At 65.5% G+C, this 19,685-nt stretch carries 13 protein-coding genes; 2 read left to right on the top strand and 11 right to left on the bottom strand.

The genetic code is table 11. The features are described 5' to 3' along the window. Nucleotides 1–9: 9 nt before the first annotated feature. Genes RTY46_RS16810 through RTY46_RS16830 form a run of 5 tightly spaced genes read right to left on the bottom strand, consistent with a single transcriptional unit; the run spans nucleotide 10 to nucleotide 5,163 of the window. Nucleotides 10–1,983, bottom strand: coding sequence for a type IV pilus secretin PilQ family protein (locus RTY46_RS16810; protein ID WP_312709817.1), 1,974 nt, complete (start codon nucleotides 1,981–1,983; stop codon nucleotides 10–12). Between the two features lie 21 nt (nucleotides 1,984–2,004). Beyond that, nucleotides 2,005–2,541 carry a pilus assembly protein PilP gene (locus RTY46_RS16815; protein ID WP_312709818.1) on the bottom strand — a complete coding sequence of 179 codons (537 nt, stop codon included), beginning with the start codon at nucleotides 2,539–2,541 and terminating at the stop codon, nucleotides 2,005–2,007. Next, nucleotides 2,538–3,194: a type 4a pilus biogenesis protein PilO gene (gene pilO, locus RTY46_RS16820; protein WP_312709819.1), complete on the bottom strand. Its 657-nt coding sequence runs from the start codon at nucleotides 3,192–3,194 to the stop codon at nucleotides 2,538–2,540. The genes RTY46_RS16815 and pilO overlap by 4 nt, the downstream gene beginning before the upstream one ends. Further along, nucleotides 3,191–4,105, bottom strand: a complete 915-nt coding sequence (locus RTY46_RS16825) for a PilN domain-containing protein (RefSeq protein ID WP_312709821.1) — start codon at nucleotides 4,103–4,105, stop codon at nucleotides 3,191–3,193. The genes pilO and RTY46_RS16825 overlap by 4 nt, the downstream gene beginning before the upstream one ends. Then, complete coding sequence (locus RTY46_RS16830; RefSeq protein WP_345785128.1) at nucleotides 4,105–5,163, bottom strand: pilus assembly protein PilM; 1,059 nt, start codon at nucleotides 5,161–5,163, stop codon at nucleotides 4,105–4,107. The genes RTY46_RS16825 and RTY46_RS16830 overlap by 1 nt, the downstream gene beginning before the upstream one ends. Nucleotides 5,164–5,382: 219 nt before the next feature. Between RTY46_RS16830 and RTY46_RS16835 the strand changes: the two genes are divergently transcribed. Both RTY46_RS16835 and RTY46_RS16840 read left to right on the top strand, forming a co-directional pair. Further along, nucleotides 5,383–7,803, top strand: a complete 2,421-nt coding sequence (locus tag RTY46_RS16835; protein ID WP_312709823.1) for a penicillin-binding protein 1A — start codon at nucleotides 5,383–5,385, stop codon at nucleotides 7,801–7,803. A gap of 165 nt (nucleotides 7,804–7,968) precedes the next feature. Further along, on the top strand, nucleotides 7,969–8,613 hold the full coding sequence (locus tag RTY46_RS16840) for a hypothetical protein (protein ID WP_312709825.1): 645 nt from the start codon (nucleotides 7,969–7,971) through the stop codon (nucleotides 8,611–8,613). Nucleotides 8,614–8,648: 35 nt separating this feature from the next. Here the strand turns inward: RTY46_RS16840 and RTY46_RS16845 are convergent, their stop codons facing one another. From RTY46_RS16845 to RTY46_RS16870, 6 genes are all read right to left on the bottom strand, one after another. Continuing rightward, entirely contained in the window at nucleotides 8,649–9,452 is an 804-nt protein-coding gene (locus RTY46_RS16845; protein ID WP_312709826.1) for a hypothetical protein, read from the bottom strand. A 3-nt stretch (nucleotides 9,453–9,455) separates the two neighbouring features. Continuing rightward, a complete protein-coding gene (locus RTY46_RS16850; protein WP_312709828.1) occupies nucleotides 9,456–14,465 on the bottom strand; it encodes an ESPR-type extended signal peptide-containing protein in 5,010 nt (1,669 codons plus the stop codon). Nucleotides 14,466–14,534: 69 nt separating this feature from the next. After that, on the bottom strand, nucleotides 14,535–15,230 hold the full coding sequence (locus RTY46_RS16855) for a pilus assembly protein (RefSeq protein ID WP_312709830.1): 696 nt from the start codon (nucleotides 15,228–15,230) through the stop codon (nucleotides 14,535–14,537). 15 nt (nucleotides 15,231–15,245) lie between these two features. Further along, a complete protein-coding gene (locus RTY46_RS16860) occupies nucleotides 15,246–16,382 on the bottom strand; it encodes a CfaE/CblD family pilus tip adhesin (protein ID WP_312709832.1) in 1,137 nt (378 codons plus the stop codon). Next, nucleotides 16,379–19,099: a TcfC E-set like domain-containing protein gene (locus RTY46_RS16865; RefSeq protein ID WP_312709834.1), complete on the bottom strand. Its 2,721-nt coding sequence runs from the start codon at nucleotides 19,097–19,099 to the stop codon at nucleotides 16,379–16,381. The genes RTY46_RS16860 and RTY46_RS16865 overlap by 4 nt, the downstream gene beginning before the upstream one ends. Before the next feature lie 49 nt (nucleotides 19,100–19,148). Beyond that, nucleotides 19,149–19,655, bottom strand: coding sequence for a CS1 type fimbrial major subunit (locus RTY46_RS16870; RefSeq protein ID WP_295572584.1), 507 nt, complete (start codon nucleotides 19,653–19,655; stop codon nucleotides 19,149–19,151). Between the last annotated feature and the right edge of the window lie 30 nt (nucleotides 19,656–19,685).

Here is a 19,685-nt window from a genome sequence, read left to right on the forward strand (position 1 = left end):
GCGGCAGGCTCAGCTCTTCTTGGCCACGCGCAGGACCTTCGGGGTCACGAACACCAGCAGTTCGGCCTTGTCCTTGTTGCGGCCGCGCTTCTTGAACAGATTGCCCAGGAACGGCACGTCGCCCAGGAACGGCACCTTGCTGACGCTGTTGCGGTCGGTGAATTCGTACACGCCACCGATCACCACGGTCTGGCCATCTTCCACCAGCACGGCGGTGTTGACCTCGCGACGGTTGATGTTCGGCACCTGGCCGTAGCCTTCCAGCACGATGTAGCTTTCGACTTCGTCCTTCTTCACCGCCATGTTCAGGAACACGCGGTTGTCGTCGGTGATGGTCGGGGTGACCTTCAGTTCCAACACCACTTCCTTGAACTGCACGTTCGGCGTGGCCGCGGCACCGACGCCGCCGCCACTGATGGTGACGTAGCCGATTTCCTTACCCTGCTTGATCAGGGCTTCGCGCTGGTTGGTGGTGACCACGCGGGGGTTGGAAATCACCTCACCGCGCGATTCTTCCTGCATGGCCGACAGCTCCACGTCCAGCAGGTAGCCGGCGTTGAGGATCGACAGGGCCAGCGAACCCGGGTTGCTGGTGGACGCCACCGGCAGGTTCCAGTTCAGGCCGCGGGTGATGGCCGAGGCCAGCGGCACCGGGGCCGGGCCGACACGGCCACCGGCGATCCAGTCGCGCTCGGCCTTGTCATTGGTGGCCTGGGTGTCGACCTGCGACTTGCGGGTTGCCGCGTTGGAAGCCAGATCACCACTGAAGTACACGTTGTCGCGGCTGCCACTGATGCCGAACTTTGCACCCAGTTCACGGGCAAAGGTATCGGTGGCGATCACGATGCGGCTTTCGATCAGCACCTGGTCGACCGGGCGGTCGATCACTCCGATCAGTTCACGCATGCGCGCGATCTTCTTGGGAATGTCGCTGATCATCAGCGTGTTGGTACGCTCGTCGGCCACGATGCGGCCGCGCGAGGACAGGAAACCGCTCTCTTCCTGCGCTGCCGAGCCATTGCCGTTGCCCTGGCCGCCGCCACTGTTGCCGCCGATGCCCTTGGCTTCGGTCAGCGCTTTGAAGATCTGCGTGGCGCTGTGGTAGTTGATCTGCACGTAATCGGTCACCAGGTCTTCGCGGTTCTCGATGGCAATACGCGCGTCTTCCTTTTCCTGCTCGAACTTGGCCAGTTCAGCCTGCGGTGCCACCCAGATCACGCTGCCGTCGCGGCGCTTGTCCAGGCCCTTGGCACGCAGCACGATGTCCAGCGCCTGGTCCCACGGCACGTTGACCAGGCGCAGGGTTACATTGCCCTGCACCGAATCGGACGCCACGATATTCAGGTTCGACTCGTCGCCGATCAGCTGCAGGACGGTGCGCACCGGAATGTCCTGGAAGTTGAAGGTGACCGGCTTGCCGCTGTAACCACGCTGGGGCACGCCCTTGGCGGCCTGGCTGACACTGCCGGCAGTGACCGCACCCACTGCGGCCGGGGCCTTGCGCGGGGTGATCTCGACCACGTATTCGTTGCCGCTCTGATAGGCCAGCGACTCGACCGCACCGCCGGTGCTGAGCACCAGCTGGGTGCCGGCGCCGGACGGCCTGGCGTCAATGCGCTGCACCGGCGTGGCGAAGTCGGTCACGTTCATCGGCTTCTGCAGGTTCGCCGGCAGGCGCGCATTGCCCACATCCACAACCACGCTGTTGTCCTGCGTGCGCAGATCCGGGATGGCGCCCTGGCCGTCGAACTGGACGATCAGCCGGCCGCTGCCGTCATCGCCGCGCTTGAAGTCGATGCGCGACACCGCCAGGCTGGCTGGCGCGGTGGCCGACGCAGCCACGGTGGTGCTGGCCGGCTTTTCAGCCGGTGCGGCAGCCAGCGCAGGCGCGCAGGCCAGCAGCAACGCGACTCCCAGCGCGTTGATGCGGTTCAAGGTAGAGCGCCGGATGGGTCGCAGCCCCTTGGCTTGGTGAAAAGTCATCGTGCTATCCCCAGTAAACGATCATTGATCTTCCAGCGCGAGCGTGGCCGGACGTTCCAGCCAGCCACCCGCGCCATCCGGCACCAGTTCGATCAGCTCCACGCGGTCTTCGAAGACCGCGGTGACCCGCCCGTCGCTCTGCCCCAGGTAGCCCCCCGGGCGCACCCGGTAGGTCACCTTGTCCGGCCCCATCACCAGCGCGACGGCCCCGCCGCCAGCGCCGATGGTGCCGACCATGTCCAGTGCATCCAACGGGAACCCTTCCAGCGGTTCCTTGCGCCGGTTCGGGTCGGGGCGCAATCCGCCAGTCCCCTGCTGCGGATTGGTCCAGGCATCGGTGAACGGATCGCGCATGCCCTGCGCGGAATATTCGAAGGTCTCGAACTGCTGCATGACGGGCAGCGGCTCCAGCGGCTGCGCCGGTCGTGCGCGTTCGCTCTCGACCCACTTTTCAAGGTTGGGCGCGTCGCCCGGCGTGCTGGTCACACCACGACCGCACGCGGCCAGCAGCAGTACCGCCATCGCCATGCCACCGCGTGCAATGAAGGAACGGATCACTTCTGCGCCTCCTTGCCTGCTTCAGCCTTCTGCTGTTCCGCCACCTCGTTTTCATCCAGGTAACGGTAGGTCTTGACCGTACCGGACAGCACCAGCGCACCGGCGCGGATGTTGCCATTGGTCTTGTCGGCTGGCTTCAGGTTGATGTCGTGCATGGTCAGGATGACCACCCGCGGCAGCGAAGCCACGCCGCTGACGAATGCACCGAACTGGTGGTAGCTGCCCACCATGCTCAGCTTGATCGGCTTTTCGGCGTAGAACTCCTTGACCTGTTCTTCTTCCGGCTCGAACAGCTGGTTGGCCAGGCCGCTGGACAGCGCGGTCTGCGAGATGTCGATGATCAGGTCGGGCATCTCGGTCTTGCTGGGCAACTGGCGCAGCATCTGCTGCAGCACCTGTTCCATCTGTGCCAGCTGCTGCTTCAGCGGCTCCAGATTGACCGCACGTTCCTGCTCCTTGGTGAACTCCTGGCGCAGGGTCGTTTCCTGGTTCTCCAGGCTTTGCAGCTCGTCGCGCTTGCCGCTGATCAGCAGCATCCACAGCACGAAGATGATGACCAGGGCGATCAGCGAGCAGAAGACAATCTTGGCGTTGCGCGGCCAGTTGCCGATGTCGTTGAAATCCAGGTTCTTCAGTTCGACTTTCTTGCTCATGCGCGGTCCCCCTGCGGCAGGGCATGGAAGGCCTGCGGCGGCTGGGCCAGGCGGCTACCCTCGTTCTTCGGCGCGGCGGCCGGCGGTGCCGGTTGCGCTGCGGGGGCGGCCGGGGCGGCCGGCGCCTGCGGTGCAGGTGCCGGTGCACTGCCCGGAGCCGGAGCAGGAGCCGGCGCCGCACCTGGAGCAGCCGGAGCGGCCGGAGCGGCCGGAGCGGCCGGTGCCGCAGCATCCGGACCTGCACTCAGCGGCGCCACGGTCGGCGCAGCCGGTGCGTCCGTTGCCACGCTGCCATCGGCGTTCAGGCCCGGAGTGGTCGTCTCCTCGCTCTGCGCCGGCAGCTTCACCGTCACCTTGAACACGTACGGCAGGGCCTTGATGTCAGCCACCGGACCCACCGGTGCGGCATCCTTGTCCTTGTCCGGCTCGCTGGCCTTGATGATCGACAGTTCCGGATTGGTCATCCAGCCGGACACTTCCAGATTGCGCATGTAGGCGGACACGCGCGCGTTGGATTGCGTGCGGCCTTCCAGGGTGAGGGTGTCGCCATCCTGCTGCAGGGCGGTCAGCACCACGCCATCGGGAATGGTGCGGACCAGGGCGTCGAACAGGTGAACCATCTGCGAGCGCTTGGCCTGCAGTTGTTCGATCACGGCCTTGCGGGCCAGCAGGCGGTTCTTCTGCTCGTCCAGGCGGTCGATCTCGGCGTTCTGCGCCTTCACCTTGGTGATCTCGGCCTGCAGGTACGCGTTGCGGTCCATCTGACCGCTCACCTGCATGTCGTAGTAGAACCAGACCAGCAGCGAAAGCAGCACGCCGCCGAGTGCGGCCATGCCCAGCATGACCCCGAACTCGCGCTGGCGCTGCTTGCGCCGCTCGGCGCGCCAGGGCAATAGATTGATGCGTGCCATCAGTCGAAGCTCCTCAGTGCCAGACCGGTGGCGATCATCAGCGCCGGGGCATCCTGGGCCAGCGCCTGGGCCTGCACCTTCGGGCCCAGGGTCATCTGTGCCAGCGGGTTTGCGACCACGGTCGGCACGCCCAGCTGTTCTTCGACCATTTCCGGCAGGCCTGCCAGCGCAGCGCAGCCACCGGCCAGCACAATGTGATCAACCCGGTTGAATTCGCTGCCTGCGTAGAAGAACTGCAGCAGGCGGCTGATCTGCTGCACCGTGGCTTCCTTGAACGGCTCCAGCACTTCCATCTCGTAGCTTTCCGGCAGCCCCCCCTGGCGCTTGGCCAGGCCGGCTTCCTCGTAGCTCAGGCCGTAGCGGCGCATGATCTCGTCGGTCAACTGCTTGCCGCCGAACACCTGTTCGCGGCTGTAAAGGCTACGGCCACCGCGCAGCACGTTCAGGGTGGTCATGGTGGCGCCGATGTCGACCAGGGCGACCACGCCCTCGCTGGACACCGGCAGTTCGCTGGCCACCAGAGCGAAGGCGTTTTCGACCGCGAAGGCCTCTACGTCCATCACCTTGGCCTGCAGCCCACCCAGCTCCAGCGCCGACTGGCGCAGCTCCACGTTTTCCGAGCGCGACGCGGCCAGCAGCACCTGGACCATTTCCGGGTTGTTCGGGATCGCCCCGATCACCTCGAAGTCCAGGTTCACTTCCTCGATCGGGTACGGAATGTAGTTGACCGCTTCCAGCTCGATCTGGGCTTCCATATCGTTTTCGTCCAGATCTGCCGGCATCGGGATCACCTTGGTGATCACCGCCGAGCCGGCCACGGCGGCCGCGGCCAGCTTGGCCTTGCTGCCGGAGCGGTTCATCGCGCGGCGGATGGCCTCACCTACAGCCTCCACTTCCACGATGTTCTTCTCCACCACCGCATTCGGTGGAAGAGGTTCCACAGCGTAATGTTCCACGCGGAAACGGCTACCGCTGCGGGAAAGCTGCAAGAGCTTCACCGCAGTCGAACTGATGTCGACGCCGATGAGTGGCGACTGACTTTTTGGGATAAGCCCCACGGTTTCTCCCCTGCCGACGGGCACTTGGACACAAGAGCTGTGTCCGCGCATTAATAACGTATTCTTAGCAAATGGCAACCACCCTGCTGTGAAGTCCCTCACAGGTTCACGATGCAGCCCCTGGCGTTTGTCGTTGCGTCCCCTGGTAGCGACCCCAGCCGCCACCGTGCGTAATCTATACTCTGCGACCACGAAATTCGCAATCGGAATCTGAACCCGATGACTCGACTCCGCCGCTGGCTGCGCTGGATCTTCCTTGTTGTACTGGTCCTGGCGCTGGTCGGAGCGGCCGCCGTGGGCGGCCTGTACTACGCCGTGTCCTCCAAGCTTCCCGACGTGCAGACCCTGCGCGACGTGGAAATGCAGGAGCCCATGTACGTCTACGCTGCCGACGGCAAGCTGATGGCGGTGTTCGGCGAGACCCGGCGCACCCCCATCACCATGAAGGACGTGCCGGACAAGCTGAAGAAGGCGTTCCTGGCCACCGAAGACGCCCGCTTCTATGAACACGGGGGCGTGGACTACAAGGGCATCGGCCGCGCGGTGTGGCTGCTGGCCACCACCAACGACAAGCGCGTGCCCGGTGGTTCCACCATCACCCAGCAGGTGGCGCGCCAGTTCTTCCTCAGTTCCGAATACAGCTACACCCGCAAGCTGGCCGAGATCCTGCTGGCCCGCAAGATCGAGTCGGAACTGAGCAAGGACGAGATCTTCGAGCTGTACCTGAACAAGAGCTTCTTCGGCAACCGTGCCTACGGTGTGGCCGCGGCGGCCGAGTTCTACTACGGCAAGAAGCTGAACGAGCTGGACCTGGATGAAATGGCCTCGCTGGCCGGCATTCCCAAGTTCCCCTCCTCGGGCAACCCGATCTCCAACCCGGAACGGGCCCGCCAGCGCCGCGACAATTATGTACTGCAGCGCATGGCCGACCTGAAGTTCGTCACCCAGGCCGAGGCTGACGCGGCCAAGGCGGTGCCGATGCACGCCAGCGCGCACGAGCCGCCGGTACAGGTGGAAGCACCGTACGTGGCCGAACTGGTGCGCCAGGAGATGATCGCCCGCTTCGGCGGTGATGTGGTCAACAAGGGCTATCACGTCACCACCACCATCGACGGCACGCTGCAGACCGCGGCCAATCTGGCCGTGCGCGATGGCCTGCTGCTGTACGACCACCGCCACGGCTGGCACGGGGTGGAAAAGCAGGTGACCCTGGGCGCCGGTGACGATGCGGCCGCCCTGGCCGAACACCTGCGCGGCATGTATGGCCAGGCCGGGCTGCTGCCGGCCATCGTGGCCAGCACCGGCGCCGACGGCAGCGCCACGGTGGTGCTGGCCAACCGCAGCGAGATCGTGCTGCCGGCCGGCGCCGCCAAGTGGACCAACAAGACCCCCGCCAAGCTGGTGCAGCGCGGTGACATCGTGCGCGTGCGCGCCGGTGCCAAGGACGGCGAATGGCTGCTGGACCAGATCCCGCGCGGCCAGTCCGCCCTGGTCTCGCTGGACGCCCACAGCGGCGCACTGAAGGCGCTGGTGGGTGGCTTCAGCTTCTCGGGCAACAAGTTCAACCGCGCCACCCAGGCCCGTCGCCAGCCCGGTTCGAGCTTCAAGCCGTTCGTCTATGCCGCCGCCTTCGACAAGGGCTACAACCCGGCCTCGATCGTGCTGGACGCCCCGGTGGTGTTCCGCGACCGCCGCGGCAAGACCTGGGCGCCGCAGAACGACGGCGGCGGTTTCCGCGGCCCGATGCGCCTGCGTGAAGCGCTGGTGCAGTCGCGCAACCTGGTGTCGGTGCGCCTGCTGGACGGCATGGGCGTGGACTACGCACGCAAGTACATCAGCGAGTTTGGTTTCGCCGAATCGGAACTGCCGCCGAACCTGTCGATGTCGCTGGGTACCGCCTCGCTGACCCCGCTGTCGGTGGCCCGCGGCTATGCGGTGTTCGCCAATGGCGGTTCGCGCGTGGACACCTGGCTGATCGACCAGGTGAACGACCGCGACGGCAACCTGGTGTTCAAGGAGAACCCCGCGCTGGCCTGCCGCGAGTGCGCCGGCAGCAGCGACCAGCCGGTGAACCAGGTGGTGGACGGCTTCAACTTCGGTGCCCCGGCGCCGAAGGTGGACCCGGCTGCTGCCGCCAAGCCGGTTGCCGAGACGCCCGCCGCGACGGCCAACCCGGATGCCCGCACCGCCCCGCGCGCCATCGATGCCCGCACCGCCTACCAGCTGGTGTCGATGATGCGCGACGTTGTGCAGCGCGGTACCGGCACTGCCGCCAAGGTACTGGGCCGTGAGGACGTGGGTGGCAAGACCGGTTCCACCAACGACCACCGCGACGCCTGGTTCTCCGGCTTCGGCGGCCCCTACGCCACCACCGTCTGGGTGGGCCGCGACGACTTCCGTTCGCTGGGCTACCGCGAGTACGGCGGCAAGGCCGCCCTGCCGATCTGGATCGACTACATGCGCGTTGCGCTGAAGGACACCCCGATCGCGCAGAACGAACCGCCGGCCGGCATGGTGCAGACCACGTTGAACGGCGCGACCGAGTGGGTGAAGGTGGAAGACATGGACCGCCTGACCGACTACGACCTGGACCTGCAGAGCACCCCGCAGGCCGACGCGGCCGCGTTCGACATCTTCTAAGGGAAGGTTCGCCGGGCTGCGGGCCGCTACCGGTAGCGGCCCGCAGCCCGGTAGCGGGCCAACCTTGGTTGGCCCTTCGTGCCGACCAAGGTCGGCACCTGCCAGAGCACGCGCATGTCACATCCCTGCGCTACTCTGTAGCCAGGTCGCAACAGGAGTCATCGCATGCATCGCGCACGCCAGCATGCTGCCAGCCAGACCCGCGAGCGCCGCCATCGCCTCGCCCACGAAGCCGCCCGGCTGATGGCCGAAGGCGGTATCCGCGACTACCACCAGGCGAAATTGAAGGCCGCCAGCCGGCTCGGCATCCACGACGATGCCTCTCTGCCCCGCAATTCCGAGATCGAAGACGCGCTGCGCGAACACCAGCGGCTGTTCGCCGGCCCCCAGCACAGCAGCCAGCTGCAGCGCCGCCGCGAAGCGGCGGTCAACGCGCTGGATTTCCTGCACGGCTTCGCCCCGCGCCTGGTCGGCCCCGTGCTGGACGGCACCGCCGATGCCAACAGCCCCGTGCAGCTGCACCTGCACAGCGATGATGCCGAGGCCGTGCACCGCTTTCTGGACGAACACCGCATTCCCGCCGAATCGCGCACGCGCCGCCTGCGGCTGGACCGCGAGCGCAACCTCGACGTCCCGGTATGGGTGTTCAGTGCTGAAGACCTGACCTTCGACCTGGCCGTGCTGCCCTACGATGCGCTGCGCCAGGCGCCCCTTTCGCCGGTGGATGAGAAGCCGATGCGCCGTGCGTCGGCTGCGCAGGTGCGGCAGTTGCTGGCCGAAGACGAAATCAGCGCGTATATCGGCCGCTGAAACGGCGCCGGACACCTCCGGCGCCGTCCCCCACCCTATCCTCCGGTGGGGACCTGCTGGTCCCGCAGCAGCAGGCGCGCCAGCAGCGGCCACTGCTCCCGGTAGCTGGACTGGTGCATCATGTCGGCGTGCATGCGCTGCAGGTCCTGCAGCATCCACAGGTGTGAATGCACATCGTTGAAGTCGTCCGCCCAGCCGTGGGCCAGGCGGCGAAGCTCGCCATCCAGCGCCGGCACAACGTGTTCGGGCACCTCCAGCACCGGCTGCAGCGCCTGATGCACCTGCAGGCTGCGTTCACCCGCTTCATGCAGCGACTGGATGTACTCGCTTACCACCTCACAAGGATAGGGCGCACACACCCCCGCCATGCCGATGTAGTCGGCAATGTCGGCCAGCATGTCCGACTGCAGCTGCAGGGCCACCGGGGCCCGCAGCGTCTGCCGTACACGGATCGCCCGCTGTGCACCGGCCACGATGCGCGCATGGGTGGCGAACGGAACAAGGCCGCGGCCATCGGCATACCGCACCGCACCCATCCGCCGGTGGACCTCGTAGGACAGCATCTCCATGCGGATCTCCGCCGCCTGCGGATGGATGCGCGGCACCATCGGGTTCAGCGCACGCCACTGCACCCAGCACATGGTGGCCAGGCAAAGCCCGATGAAAGCCACCAGGAGCGTGCCCTTGTTGACGTAGCGCCGGTAGTAGCGCGCTTTCGCGCGCCACAGGTAGTAACGCCGGTAGCTGATGAAGTGGCGCAGATAGCGATAGCTGCGCATTTCTTCTTCCAGCAGACTGGAGCGCCGCCCCGGCCCGGGGGTATGCGGGTCAGTGGCCATGGCTTACCAGCCGATGCCCACACCCACGCCCATGCTGCGTTCACCACTGTTGGTGAAGGCACCATTGAGGCTGAAGGTGGCCGAGCCCTTGTCGTTCAACACGCGCTGGTAGCCCACGGCCATGGCCGATTCACCCTCGCTGTAGCCCACGCCCGCCCCGAGGCGGTTGTAGGTGTTCAGGCCGGCGGTGTTCATGGCCATGGCACTCTGCGCGCTGCTCATCGCGGCCATGCGGTTGAAGCGCTTGTCCATCTTGTCCAGGCGGCGGTCGACCTCGCGGCTGATGCCATCGCTGTACTCGTTGGCACGGGCCAGCATCTTCTCCAGCTCGGCGGTGTCCACCTGCGGGGTGGGTGCTTCCGGCTTCGGTGCATCGGCCTGCGGGGTGGGCGGCGGCGGCGTGCCGTTGTCGGCCACCTTGTTGTCGGCGGCAGACGGCGGCGGCGTGGCGGGGGTCTCCGGCTCGGGCGATGCAGCAGGTACGGCGGCCGGCGCACCCGCATCGGCAGATGCAATGGTGAGCGCACGCGACTGCGGTGCCTGCGGCTGGCCGTCCAGACGCTGTTCCAGGCCATCCACGCGGCCATTGAGCTGCTGCTGCAACGAGTACAGCTGGCCGCCGTTGACCGCATCGCGGCTGCCGGCACCGACGTAGCCGTTGGCCACGTTGGACAGGACCATGCCGTTGGCACCGGCCAGGTTGAGCTGGCTCAGGCCATCGGAACGGACCGACGGGCCCTCCTGGAACACCGAGCGCAGCTGCGATTCCACCCGGTCCACGCGCTGGGTGCCGATGATGACGGCCGAATCGAGCGTGGCCAGGGCATCGTTGAGCGTGGACCGCTGGCCACCCTGCACGTTGAAGGTGGGGTTGATGATGTTGCCGTTGGCGTCGATGTCGCCGCCGAGGGAGGCGAGCGCACCGCGGAGCTGGCCGACGGTGGCGGCGTCTGTGGCGTTGCGGCCGTTGGCGACGTTGACTAGGCGGCGTTTGAGGTTCGCGTGTCCGAAGGAAACAATTCCCGCCTCGTTGGCTACTGATGTGGCTCCCAGGGCCAAACTGCCTGAAGCGCCCTGCTCCACACGCGAGTAAGCACCTATCGCGATCCCATCTTTCGCGTAGACATTGGACCCAACCAGCGCTGCAAGTCCTTGCTCCCCCCTGCCATCGACATTCGCCCCCCTGCCCAAAGCTACAGAGTCTCTGGCTTGTGCAGAGCTGTAGCTACCTAGAGCAGTTCCCCCTTCAGCACCATCAGCAGTGAACGCTCCATCACCGATGGCCACTCCCATTAATCCAGCTCGAGCGGCGACGCTATCTTGATCCGACCAAACTGCCAGGTACCGGGAGCCCTTCTCAAGATCATCAATTCGAGCATCACGTGAGTACAGTTGCGAGCCTGTGACTGCATCTTGGCTGTCAGAAGACACCACTCCATCAGCCACGCCAGTCAAACGCGAGCCACCAAAATCAATCGCCGCACCAACTTGTGACGAAAGTAGCCTGCGCGAAGACACTCTACCGTGATCCGCACGTAGGTCTTCAAGGCCCAAGCGATTCCTCTCAATGTCCTGCTTGACTTCAAAGAGCTGATTGCCGGTGACCGCATCACGGCTGCCCGCTGCAACGCGGCCATCAGCCAAGTTAGACAGCACCATGCCGTTGGCACCAAAGAGGTTCAACTGACCCAAACCATCAGCGCGGACAGATGGCCCTTCCTGGAACACCGAGCGAAGCTGATTCTCCACACGGCCCACACGTGCATCTCCGGCAACAACAGCGCTATCCAATGCGACCAATGCATCACCAACGGTTTTCTGCGTCGCGCCTTGGATGTCGTAGGTTGGCGAAACCACGTCACCATTGACGTCCACGCGCGCGCCTCCGCCGAGGGCTGCAAGTGTTTCATTCAACTGTGCGACCGTCGTTGCATCAGTAGCGCCGATTCCACGGGAAACGTTCGCCAGCCTACGCCGTAGGCTGTCATTTCCGAATGAGACTGTATTTGCCTCTTTGACAACTGAAGTTGCACCGATCGCGACTGAATTTTCGGCAGCTGCAGTCACCTGCGAAGCAGCGCCGATCGCCACGCCGTAACGAGCCGCGACCTCGGAACTACTTCCAAGTGAGAACCCTGAATCAGCATTTGCCAAAACTCTGGACCCCCTGCCAACTGAGACCGAGTTAGTCGCCCATGCTTCAGAATAGCTACCTATCGCCGTCGCACCAATCCCAAGGGCCTTGGAATCACTGCCAATTGCAATAGCGAGAGATGAAGACTGTGCGGCAGAACTATCCGCATCCCAGTCAACGGAAATGAACTCTGACGCTTTCTCCACTTGCCCCACTCGCTCGTTCGTCAAGAACAACTGCCCCCCATTAACCCCGTCAGTGCTTCCTGCAAAGCTGATATCCCCTGCGGCAACACCCTTTACCTTTCCGCCGGCGACATCCACATGGCCATCGGCATCAAACTTAACCACGCCGTCCAGATCCGGATCGAAGTTTTCGAACTCGCCACGCAGCTTCTGCAACTCACTGCGGTTGTCAGCAATGCGCCCGTCATGTGCGGTCAGCGTTTCGCCCTGCACACGCACGAGCTCGTTCGTGGCGAACAGCTGGCTACCCGTCACCGCATCCGTGCTGCCACGCGAGACCACGCCGTCGGCGATGTTGTAGACCCTACGCTTGCCGCCGTTCTTGTTGGCCACATCCACGACATTGCCCGTGTTCTCGCCACCGAGGCGCACGTTGCCGCTGCCAGACACCTCGCTCACCAACCCATTCAGCGCATCGGCCTTGGCCAACGCGGAATCTGCCGTGGTCTGTGCCGTGCCCGCCGCGCGCTGTGCCGCCGTAGCGGTGTTCTGCGCCGTGGTCACGTTGTTATTGGTGGCAAACAGCTGCTGGCCGGTGACCGCATCGCTGCTGGTTGCGCTCAACGTGCCGTTGCGCACACCGTTGAGGTAGCGCGTGTCGCCGTCCTTGTTGCTGACCGTCAACACAGCACCGGCGTTCTCCGCCCCCAGGTGCACTGCGCCGGTAGGCGATACCTGCTTGACCAACCCGCCCAGTGCATCGGCCTTGGCGACGGCGGAGTTGGCCGTGTTCTGCGCCGTGGTCACGTTGCTATTGGTGGCAAACAGCTGCTGGCCGGTGACGGCGTCGCTGCTGGTTGCACTCAGCGTACCGTTGCGCACACCGTTCAGGAAGCGCTTCTCGCCGTCCTTATTGCTGACGGTCAGAATGAGCCCGGTGTTCTCCGCCCCGAGGTGCACTACGCCGGTAGGCGATACCTGCTTGATCAACCTCCCCAGTGCATCGGCCTTGGCGACGGCCGAATTGGCCGTGTTCTGCGCCGTGGTCACATTGCTGTTGGTGGCAAACAGCTGGCGACCGGTCACCGCATCGGTACTGCTGGCACTGAGCGATCCATCACCCACATTGATGATCCTACGCTGAGTCGAGGCGTTGCCCACCGATATCTGGTTGTTGCCCGTCGTCACCGAACCATTCCCCAAAGCCACGCTGCCACTGTGGCTGGCATTGGCGCCGTGGCCCAAGGCAACAGCGTTCTGTGCGGAGGCCTTTGACAGGTTACCGACGGAGACCGAGTACGTCCCGGACGCATCAGCGCCACGGCCAAATGCAGAGGCCTGGCCACTGCTGGCACTTGCTTGGAAGCCTACAGCCGTGGCATGGACGGAATCAGCCTTTGCATCATTGCCCATCGCCACAGCACGGTCGCCCACGGCGGACGCGCGCAGACCGGCAGCCACGGCACCATTGCCACTGCGGCTGCCTGCCCCCAGTGCTACCGCCCCGGTGACAGCGGCTTTTTCTCCGGCAGCGTCCACGCCTGCCCGCGCATCGGCGCCCATGGCGATGCTGTTGGTGTTGTACGCCTTGGCACCCTGGCCAATTGCTGCGGCGGCTGCACCATCTGCGCGTGCCAGTTCACCCAGCGCCAGCGCCTGATTGCCAGAGGCAACGGCCTTGGTGCTGTTGGTGATGGCTGAGCCGGTGGCGACGGCGTAGCTGTTGGTGTTGGCCTTGGCCAGCGCTTGGTCAGCCGTGACTTTTGCGGTATTGGCCGTGCTACGTACCGTGTTGATGCTGGTGTTCAGGACGTCTTTCTCACGCTGCAGCGTGCGGCCATTTACAGCATCGAAGCTGGTGCTGCTGACAGCGCCGTCTGCGACGTTGACGATCCTGCGCTTGTTCGTTGCGTTGCCGACAGAGACTGTATTGGCCTGGTTTGCCAGCGAGTCGCGACCAATTGCTATCGAGTCGTTCTGCTGCGCTCTCGCCCCTTTGCCCAGCGCAACTGCACCAGCGGCCTGCGCATTGGCCTGGAAGCCAAGCGAGACGCCATCGTAGTTGGACCGTGCATTGCCGCCGATCGAAATGGCGCCCGTGTAGCCGCTGCTTCCAGCATAGGCATCGCCACCGATGGCAATGCGATCCGTTCCTCCTCCGAACGCAGTCTGGGCACCGCTGCCGAATGCGATGCTGTTCTGGCCACGCGCCCAAGCATTATTACCGAAGGCACTGGCACCCACATCTTCAGCCAGCGACATTGCTCCGAATGCCGAAGAGTAGCCATGGGTACTCTTCGCTCTATAGCCGAACACTGATGAGTTGTCGCCGTTGGCTCTGCTGTCGATGCCGATCGCTGTCGACATGTTTCCATCCGCCCAGGCGCCCGCCCCCATGGACATGAAATTACTGGCGAAGGCGTTCCCGGACGCGTAGTTCCGCGCAGCACTGGCCGAGGATGCGAACGGTATGCAGCGGACAGTGCCGCCACCGGTGTTGGCATCGCAGCCCATGTATGCCGTTGCCGCCGATACCTCCAGCGAAGCGCTGCCCAGCAACAGGCTGAGTGCCATGCCAGCAGGCACACCCAGGCGAACGGCCGGGGACGCCTTGCCCCGTGCGGTGGTCAGTTCACTGGCCACCACCCAGCACTGCCGGGCAGTGCACCAGACTTTGCGGTAGATCTTGTTCATTGCAACTCTCCTTAACACGGAAGGGAAAGACAACCCGCCGGCAGGCCAGTGCGCGGCGGGGCGTGGGGATCAGGGGGTGAGGGTCTGCACGTGCTCGCGGTACCCATCGCGGCTGAGCCGATAGCGCAGCTGCACGCTGCGGCCGGGCAACACCTCAAACGGCAGGGTCAGTTCGCTGCCGGGGTACAGGCTTCGCGACACGGCATGGGCGGTGCAGCGCGTGCCTTCGCAGTCGGCAATGCTGGTGATGCCCAGGCGCAGGGTGCCTTCGTTGCGCAGGGTGCGGCCCCGTACGCGTGGCTGCACGGTGCCATCAGCAGGCAGCACGTTGACCAGCGCGCCCCAGACCAGGTTGACACCGACGTTGGCCTGCGCGCTTTCGGCGGAATCCATGCCGGTTTCGTCCGGGCCACGCACGCCTTCGAAGTACACGCGGTAGGCGGTTTCCTGCTGCACCGGCTGCAGCGGTATCACCCGGATCAGCCGGTTTCCACCGCCCGCCAGCGCGAACTTGCCCGGCGTGATGGCGATGGCAGCCTCGCTAGGTTCCACGTCCACTTCGTGCTCGCCGGGGTCGGCCGCATCGTCAATGCGCTTCAGCGAGGCCTGGATGTACTGCGGGCGTGTGGATTGCGAGTAGATACGGATCTGCGTGCCGCGCTTGGCATCCACCGATGAGCGCATCGGATGCACGGTCAGGTTGGCCTGTGCAGGCAGCGCCAGCAGCAGCGAGAGCGGCAACAGCAGAAGGGCAAGAGCTTTCATGGAATCTCCTTGGGTTCAGGGCACGCCGGCAGGCACGCGGAGTTCGAGCTGCAGGTCACCCCAATAGATGCCCGAGCGTTTGGAGGTCGATGGCACACGCGGCATGTCCAGCGTCATCGGCGTGTTCACGCAGAACACCGGCTGGGTCATGCCGGGGAGCAGCACCAGCCGCAGCTGCGAACTGTCGATGCCGGTCAACTGTTCTTCGATACCGTTGTTGAGCGGTACGCGTGCGCCGTTGTGATCCAGCGTGACGGTGTAATCCAGGCGTTGGCTGGCATCACTGCCGCTGCTGTCATGCCAGAGCGAGAACCCGCTGTTTCCTGCCGAGCGCGGGCTGATGTCGCGCGCGGTCACGGCCAGGTAGGAGGCCTGCGAGCCGAGTCCGTCGTAAAGGCACATATCCACGACCGTGCGGCCACCCACGGTTTGTTGGATGGGGTCGTAACGGGCGTCGAGGTTGACGAGCGGGGTGGTGCTTTCGAACTGCGGGAAGTAGATGGAGACCGCATTGTGGTCGGTGATGGTGACATCAAAGGCGAACTCGTAGGTAGCGACAGTGCCGCCCGCAAGATCCCGCAGCTCCATGATCAGTTGAGCCGTCCACTGGCCGGCAACTAGGCGTTCCAGCTCGGTGCCAGAGACTTCGCTGGAAACCGCAGTCCCACTTGATGGGGTTGCGCATGGAGCAGCAAAGCTTGTCCAGGCAGGACGCAAAAATGGCTGCCAATAGTCATTGCACGCCCTTCCTGACTCGGCTCTCTCAAGCCAAATTGCAACGGCCAGATCGGTCGCTAGCCCGCTCCGTAGTTCGGTGAAGCGGAGCGACACCGTTCCCTTTCCGACACCATTTTCATTGGTATCTTCCGTAGGGCATCGCCCATTTTTCGAGTCCGATGACGACCGACAGACAAAGTGCAGGCGCCCGTAGCCGAGGGAGGAGTCTGTGCTGTAGGCAATGAGACTGCGCGGAGCCATGAGCACGATTTCGAGTGGCAGCGTCGAGCGGTCCCACTGAGCTTTGATGCTTTCCCGGAGCAACCCTCTCTCAGGATCTTTATCAGGCGGCCTCTGCCCCCAAGCCTTCGGCACGCACACCAGCACCATCAGCGCGCTCATCACCATCACCACCCACACTCCACGCCGGTTCATGGCGTACCTCCTGCTGCTGCGGTCTGCGGCGTGGCGGCCAGCAGCGCCTGTTCCTGCAGCAACCGGGTCACGCGGGCCTGCTGGCGGATCTCCGCCGGCAGCTGGGCCACGGCCAGCGGTTCGCAGTGCACGGCGCCGACCAGCATCACCACGCTGCGGCGCTCGCGCACCTGCAGCGGGCAATGCAGCAGGCGGTCGTCCTGCAGCAGGTAGAGCGTGCGTTCGCGACGCGGGAAATCGGCGACGAAGCCGCCGTTGGCGCCGGTGCCGGGCACCGGTGCGTTGAGGATGCGGGCGCCGCCCAGCGGCGTGCCGGCCACGTCGCGCGCGTTGCCGATGAAGGTGTAGGTCACCTCGATCGGCACCGGCAGGCGCAGCAGGCGGCCGGGCGCCAGGAACAGCGGGCGCGCGCCGCCCACGCCGCTCACGCGGATGGCGGCGTCGCTGCCCAGGGCGCTGGCGTCCTGCACTTCGGCGCGGTGCGATTGGTAGGCCGACAACGGCAGCAGGCGGCGCTCGCCCAGCGCCAGCTTCTGCCGGCGCATGCCGCCCACCTGCAGTTCGGCGGCCACGCCGGTCAGTTCCAGGTCGTCCACCGTGTCCACCTGCACGGCCAGGCCGGCATCGGCGCCCACGCCACCGCCCCAGTAGAAGCCGCGGCGACTCAGTGCCAGCCCGGAACTGTGCGTGGCGCTGTAGGACAGCTCATCGCGGCCGTGCTGCGCGTAGTGCGCCACCGCCATCGAGGTATGACCCAGACGGTTCTGCAGCTGCCCGCCCAGCGAAGCGCTGTAGCGTTCATTGTTGTTGCCGCGCACTTCCAGCGTGGCCTCGCGGAACTGCGTATCCACTTCCTGGCGCAGGGTCTGCGCGGCGCTGTAGTTCACTTCCGGGCGCGCGTGCTGCGGCTGGCGCATGTCCACGCTGTAGCGCCGCTGCGATGAGCCGATATCGCGGCGCTGCAGGCGGCTGAAGGACAGGCTGAGGAACACGCCGCGGTCGCGATCGCCATTGAGGCGGCCGCGGCTGTGCTGCTGCCAGACACCCATTCGCGCGGATACGCTGAATTCCTGCCAGCGCTGCATGCGGTTGTAGCTGGCCTGCCAGGTGCGGCTCTGCCGCGGCTCGCGCTGGTAGCGCGGCTGCCACGGCAGCAGCGGGTCGAGGCCGGCCATGGGGTCATCCCATTCGTCGTGCAGCAGCGCGCCACGGCTCCAGGTCTGGCGCTTGGTATAGGCCAGGTAGGCACTGCCGCCGGCCAGCGGCAACGACACCGAGGCACTGAGCGAATCGGCGCAGCCCAGGCGGTCGCGCGCTTCATCGTTGAACTGGCAGGCCTGCCCACGCAGGCGCTGGTGGTACACATTCCACGAGGCATGGCGGCGGTACGACAGCTGATGCTGCTGGCCACTGCTGCCATCGCTGCCGCGCAGGCCGCTGAAGGTGGCGCGCACATCCTGGGTATCAAACTGGTGGCGCAGGTCCAGGCGCAGCTCGCCATAGCTGAAGCCGCCGAGGTCGGCCACGCCGGCGGTCACCGCCGCATCGCGCCCCAGCGGCACGCGCAGGCCGGCCATGGCGGCCAGTTCGTCGTTGAAGCGATCATCGCGGCGCTCGTTGCGGCGGCCGCCCTGCAGGAACCACTGCACGCTGCCGTTGGCCCAGTTGCCACCCTTGTCGAAGGGCGCGTCTTCGCTGCGCACCAGCACGCCGTCTTCGTAGATGCGCAGCATCACGGTGTAGCTGCCGAACGGAAAACGGCGGGTGTCCAGTTCGTTGATGCCGGCCTGCAGGTAGAAGGTCTGCAGCAGGCGTTCGCCATCGAAGGCATCCACGCGGGCATCACGCGCCAGCAGCACGGTGAGCGGCGTGGCCTGCACCGCGCTCTCGGCGTCCACGTAGGCCTGGGTGGTACCAACGCGCAAGCCCTGGAAGCGGTCCATCGGCAGCATGGTGAAACTGAAGGTGCCGCCCTGCGGGCTGGACAGGTTGCGGCGGTCCATGCGCCCGGCCTGCAGGTAGTGCTGCTGGCCCAGGTCGTGGCGGTAGTAGGCATTGTCGAACTGGAAATCCTGGCGGCGGCGGCCACCGCGGTACTGCTGGCTGTTGAAGTTCCAATCGACCATGGCGTGGCCGCGCTGGAACAGGCCCAGCGTGCCGGCACCCTGCGCGGTGAGCGCCTGGTGGCCGCGGCCGCCGCTGAAATTGAGGGTCTGCTGGTGCAGGAAGGCGTTCTCGGCGTTGCGGCTGATCTGGTGGAAGCGGTCGTTGGCGGGCTCGCCGCGGATCCACTGCCGGGCCACGAACAGGCGCAGTGCGCCCTCGCCTTCGTCGTACAGCGCGCGCACGGCCGCCGGGTCTTCCGGCGGATCCAGATAGCCACAGCCGGCGGTGCCGCTGCCGTAGCGGCAGGCCAGGTGGCTGTTGCGCGGCAGCGGCTGCGACAGCGCGGGCAGCAGCGCGGCCTGCGCCTCGGCGGGAAGATCAAGCGCCTGCAGCACTCGCGCGGGGTCTTCCACCTGCACGTGTTCCAGGGTGACGCGCACCGGCGACAGCCCGGCGCTGCGGCCGAACAGGCGGATGTCGAGTTGCTCGGTCTGGCCTTCAACCAGATCTTCAAAACCGGCGGGAACGCCGCGTGCCGCGACCAGCGGCGTGGCCATCGACAAGGCGAGCGCCATCGCCAGCCGGGTGACGGCGGGTGCGTGGGCTTTCATGGGGAGTAGCCTGAAAAGGCCGGCCCGATGTGTGGGCCGGCACAGGGTGTTACGGGGTGCCGGCCTTCTGCACCATTGCGATGCTGACCATGCCTTCGTACTTGCCGGCCACGGTCAACGGGGCACGGGTGGTCTGGCCGATATTGAGATCCATCACAACCGAGTGGCCTTCCAGCGCACCGCTATACAGATCCGCAGCCAGGAAGTCCTGCTCGGCCACGGTGAGCGCGCGCCCCATGAGGCTGACGGTGAGCGGCACGGCCGGTGCGGCGCCGTCGGTGCGCACCAAGCTGGGCGCGGTGATCAAACGCACGCCCACGTCCATGTCTTCGTCGTTGGTGTAGATGCGCACGCGCTCGGTGTGGGGGGTCAGGCCCAGGCCCGGTACATGGGTCAGGCGCACTTCGGTGGGCAACGCGCTGCCGTCTTCCTTCAGCAGGGCCAGGGTCAGATCAACGTCGGCGTAGACCTGTATGTGGGATTCAGCGGCGTGCGCGGACAGCGAGGCGGTGACCAGCGCTGCAGCGAGCGCGGCCTTCTTCAGAATGGCGTTCATCGGGTTGTCTCTCTCGGACAGTAAATGGAG

This window comes from Stenotrophomonas sp. (assembly GCF_032056425.1).
GTDB lineage: Bacteria > Pseudomonadota > Gammaproteobacteria > Xanthomonadales > Xanthomonadaceae > Stenotrophomonas.

Excerpts from the sequence above, each read along its gene's own strand:
- RTY46_RS16810 (WP_312709817.1), bottom strand. The coding sequence starts at position 1,983 with ATGACTTTTCACCAAGCCAAGGGGCTGCGACCCATCCGGCGCTCTACC.
- pilO (WP_312709819.1), bottom strand. The coding sequence starts at position 3,194 with ATGAGCAAGAAAGTCGAACTGAAGAACCTGGATTTCAACGACATCGGC.
- RTY46_RS16825 (WP_312709821.1), bottom strand. The coding sequence starts at position 4,105 with ATGGCACGCATCAATCTATTGCCCTGGCGCGCCGAGCGGCGCAAGCAG.
- RTY46_RS16835 (WP_312709823.1), top strand. The coding sequence starts at position 5,383 with ATGACTCGACTCCGCCGCTGGCTGCGCTGGATCTTCCTTGTTGTACTG.
- RTY46_RS16840 (WP_312709825.1), top strand. The coding sequence starts at position 7,969 with ATGCATCGCGCACGCCAGCATGCTGCCAGCCAGACCCGCGAGCGCCGC.
- RTY46_RS16845 (WP_312709826.1), bottom strand. The coding sequence starts at position 9,452 with ATGGCCACTGACCCGCATACCCCCGGGCCGGGGCGGCGCTCCAGTCTG.
- RTY46_RS16850 (WP_312709828.1), bottom strand. The coding sequence starts at position 14,465 with ATGAACAAGATCTACCGCAAAGTCTGGTGCACTGCCCGGCAGTGCTGG.
- RTY46_RS16855 (WP_312709830.1), bottom strand. The coding sequence starts at position 15,230 with ATGAAAGCTCTTGCCCTTCTGCTGTTGCCGCTCTCGCTGCTGCTGGCG.
- RTY46_RS16860 (WP_312709832.1), bottom strand. The coding sequence starts at position 16,382 with ATGAACCGGCGTGGAGTGTGGGTGGTGATGGTGATGAGCGCGCTGATG.
- RTY46_RS16865 (WP_312709834.1), bottom strand. The coding sequence starts at position 19,099 with ATGAAAGCCCACGCACCCGCCGTCACCCGGCTGGCGATGGCGCTCGCC.
- RTY46_RS16870 (WP_295572584.1), bottom strand. The coding sequence starts at position 19,655 with ATGAACGCCATTCTGAAGAAGGCCGCGCTCGCTGCAGCGCTGGTCACC.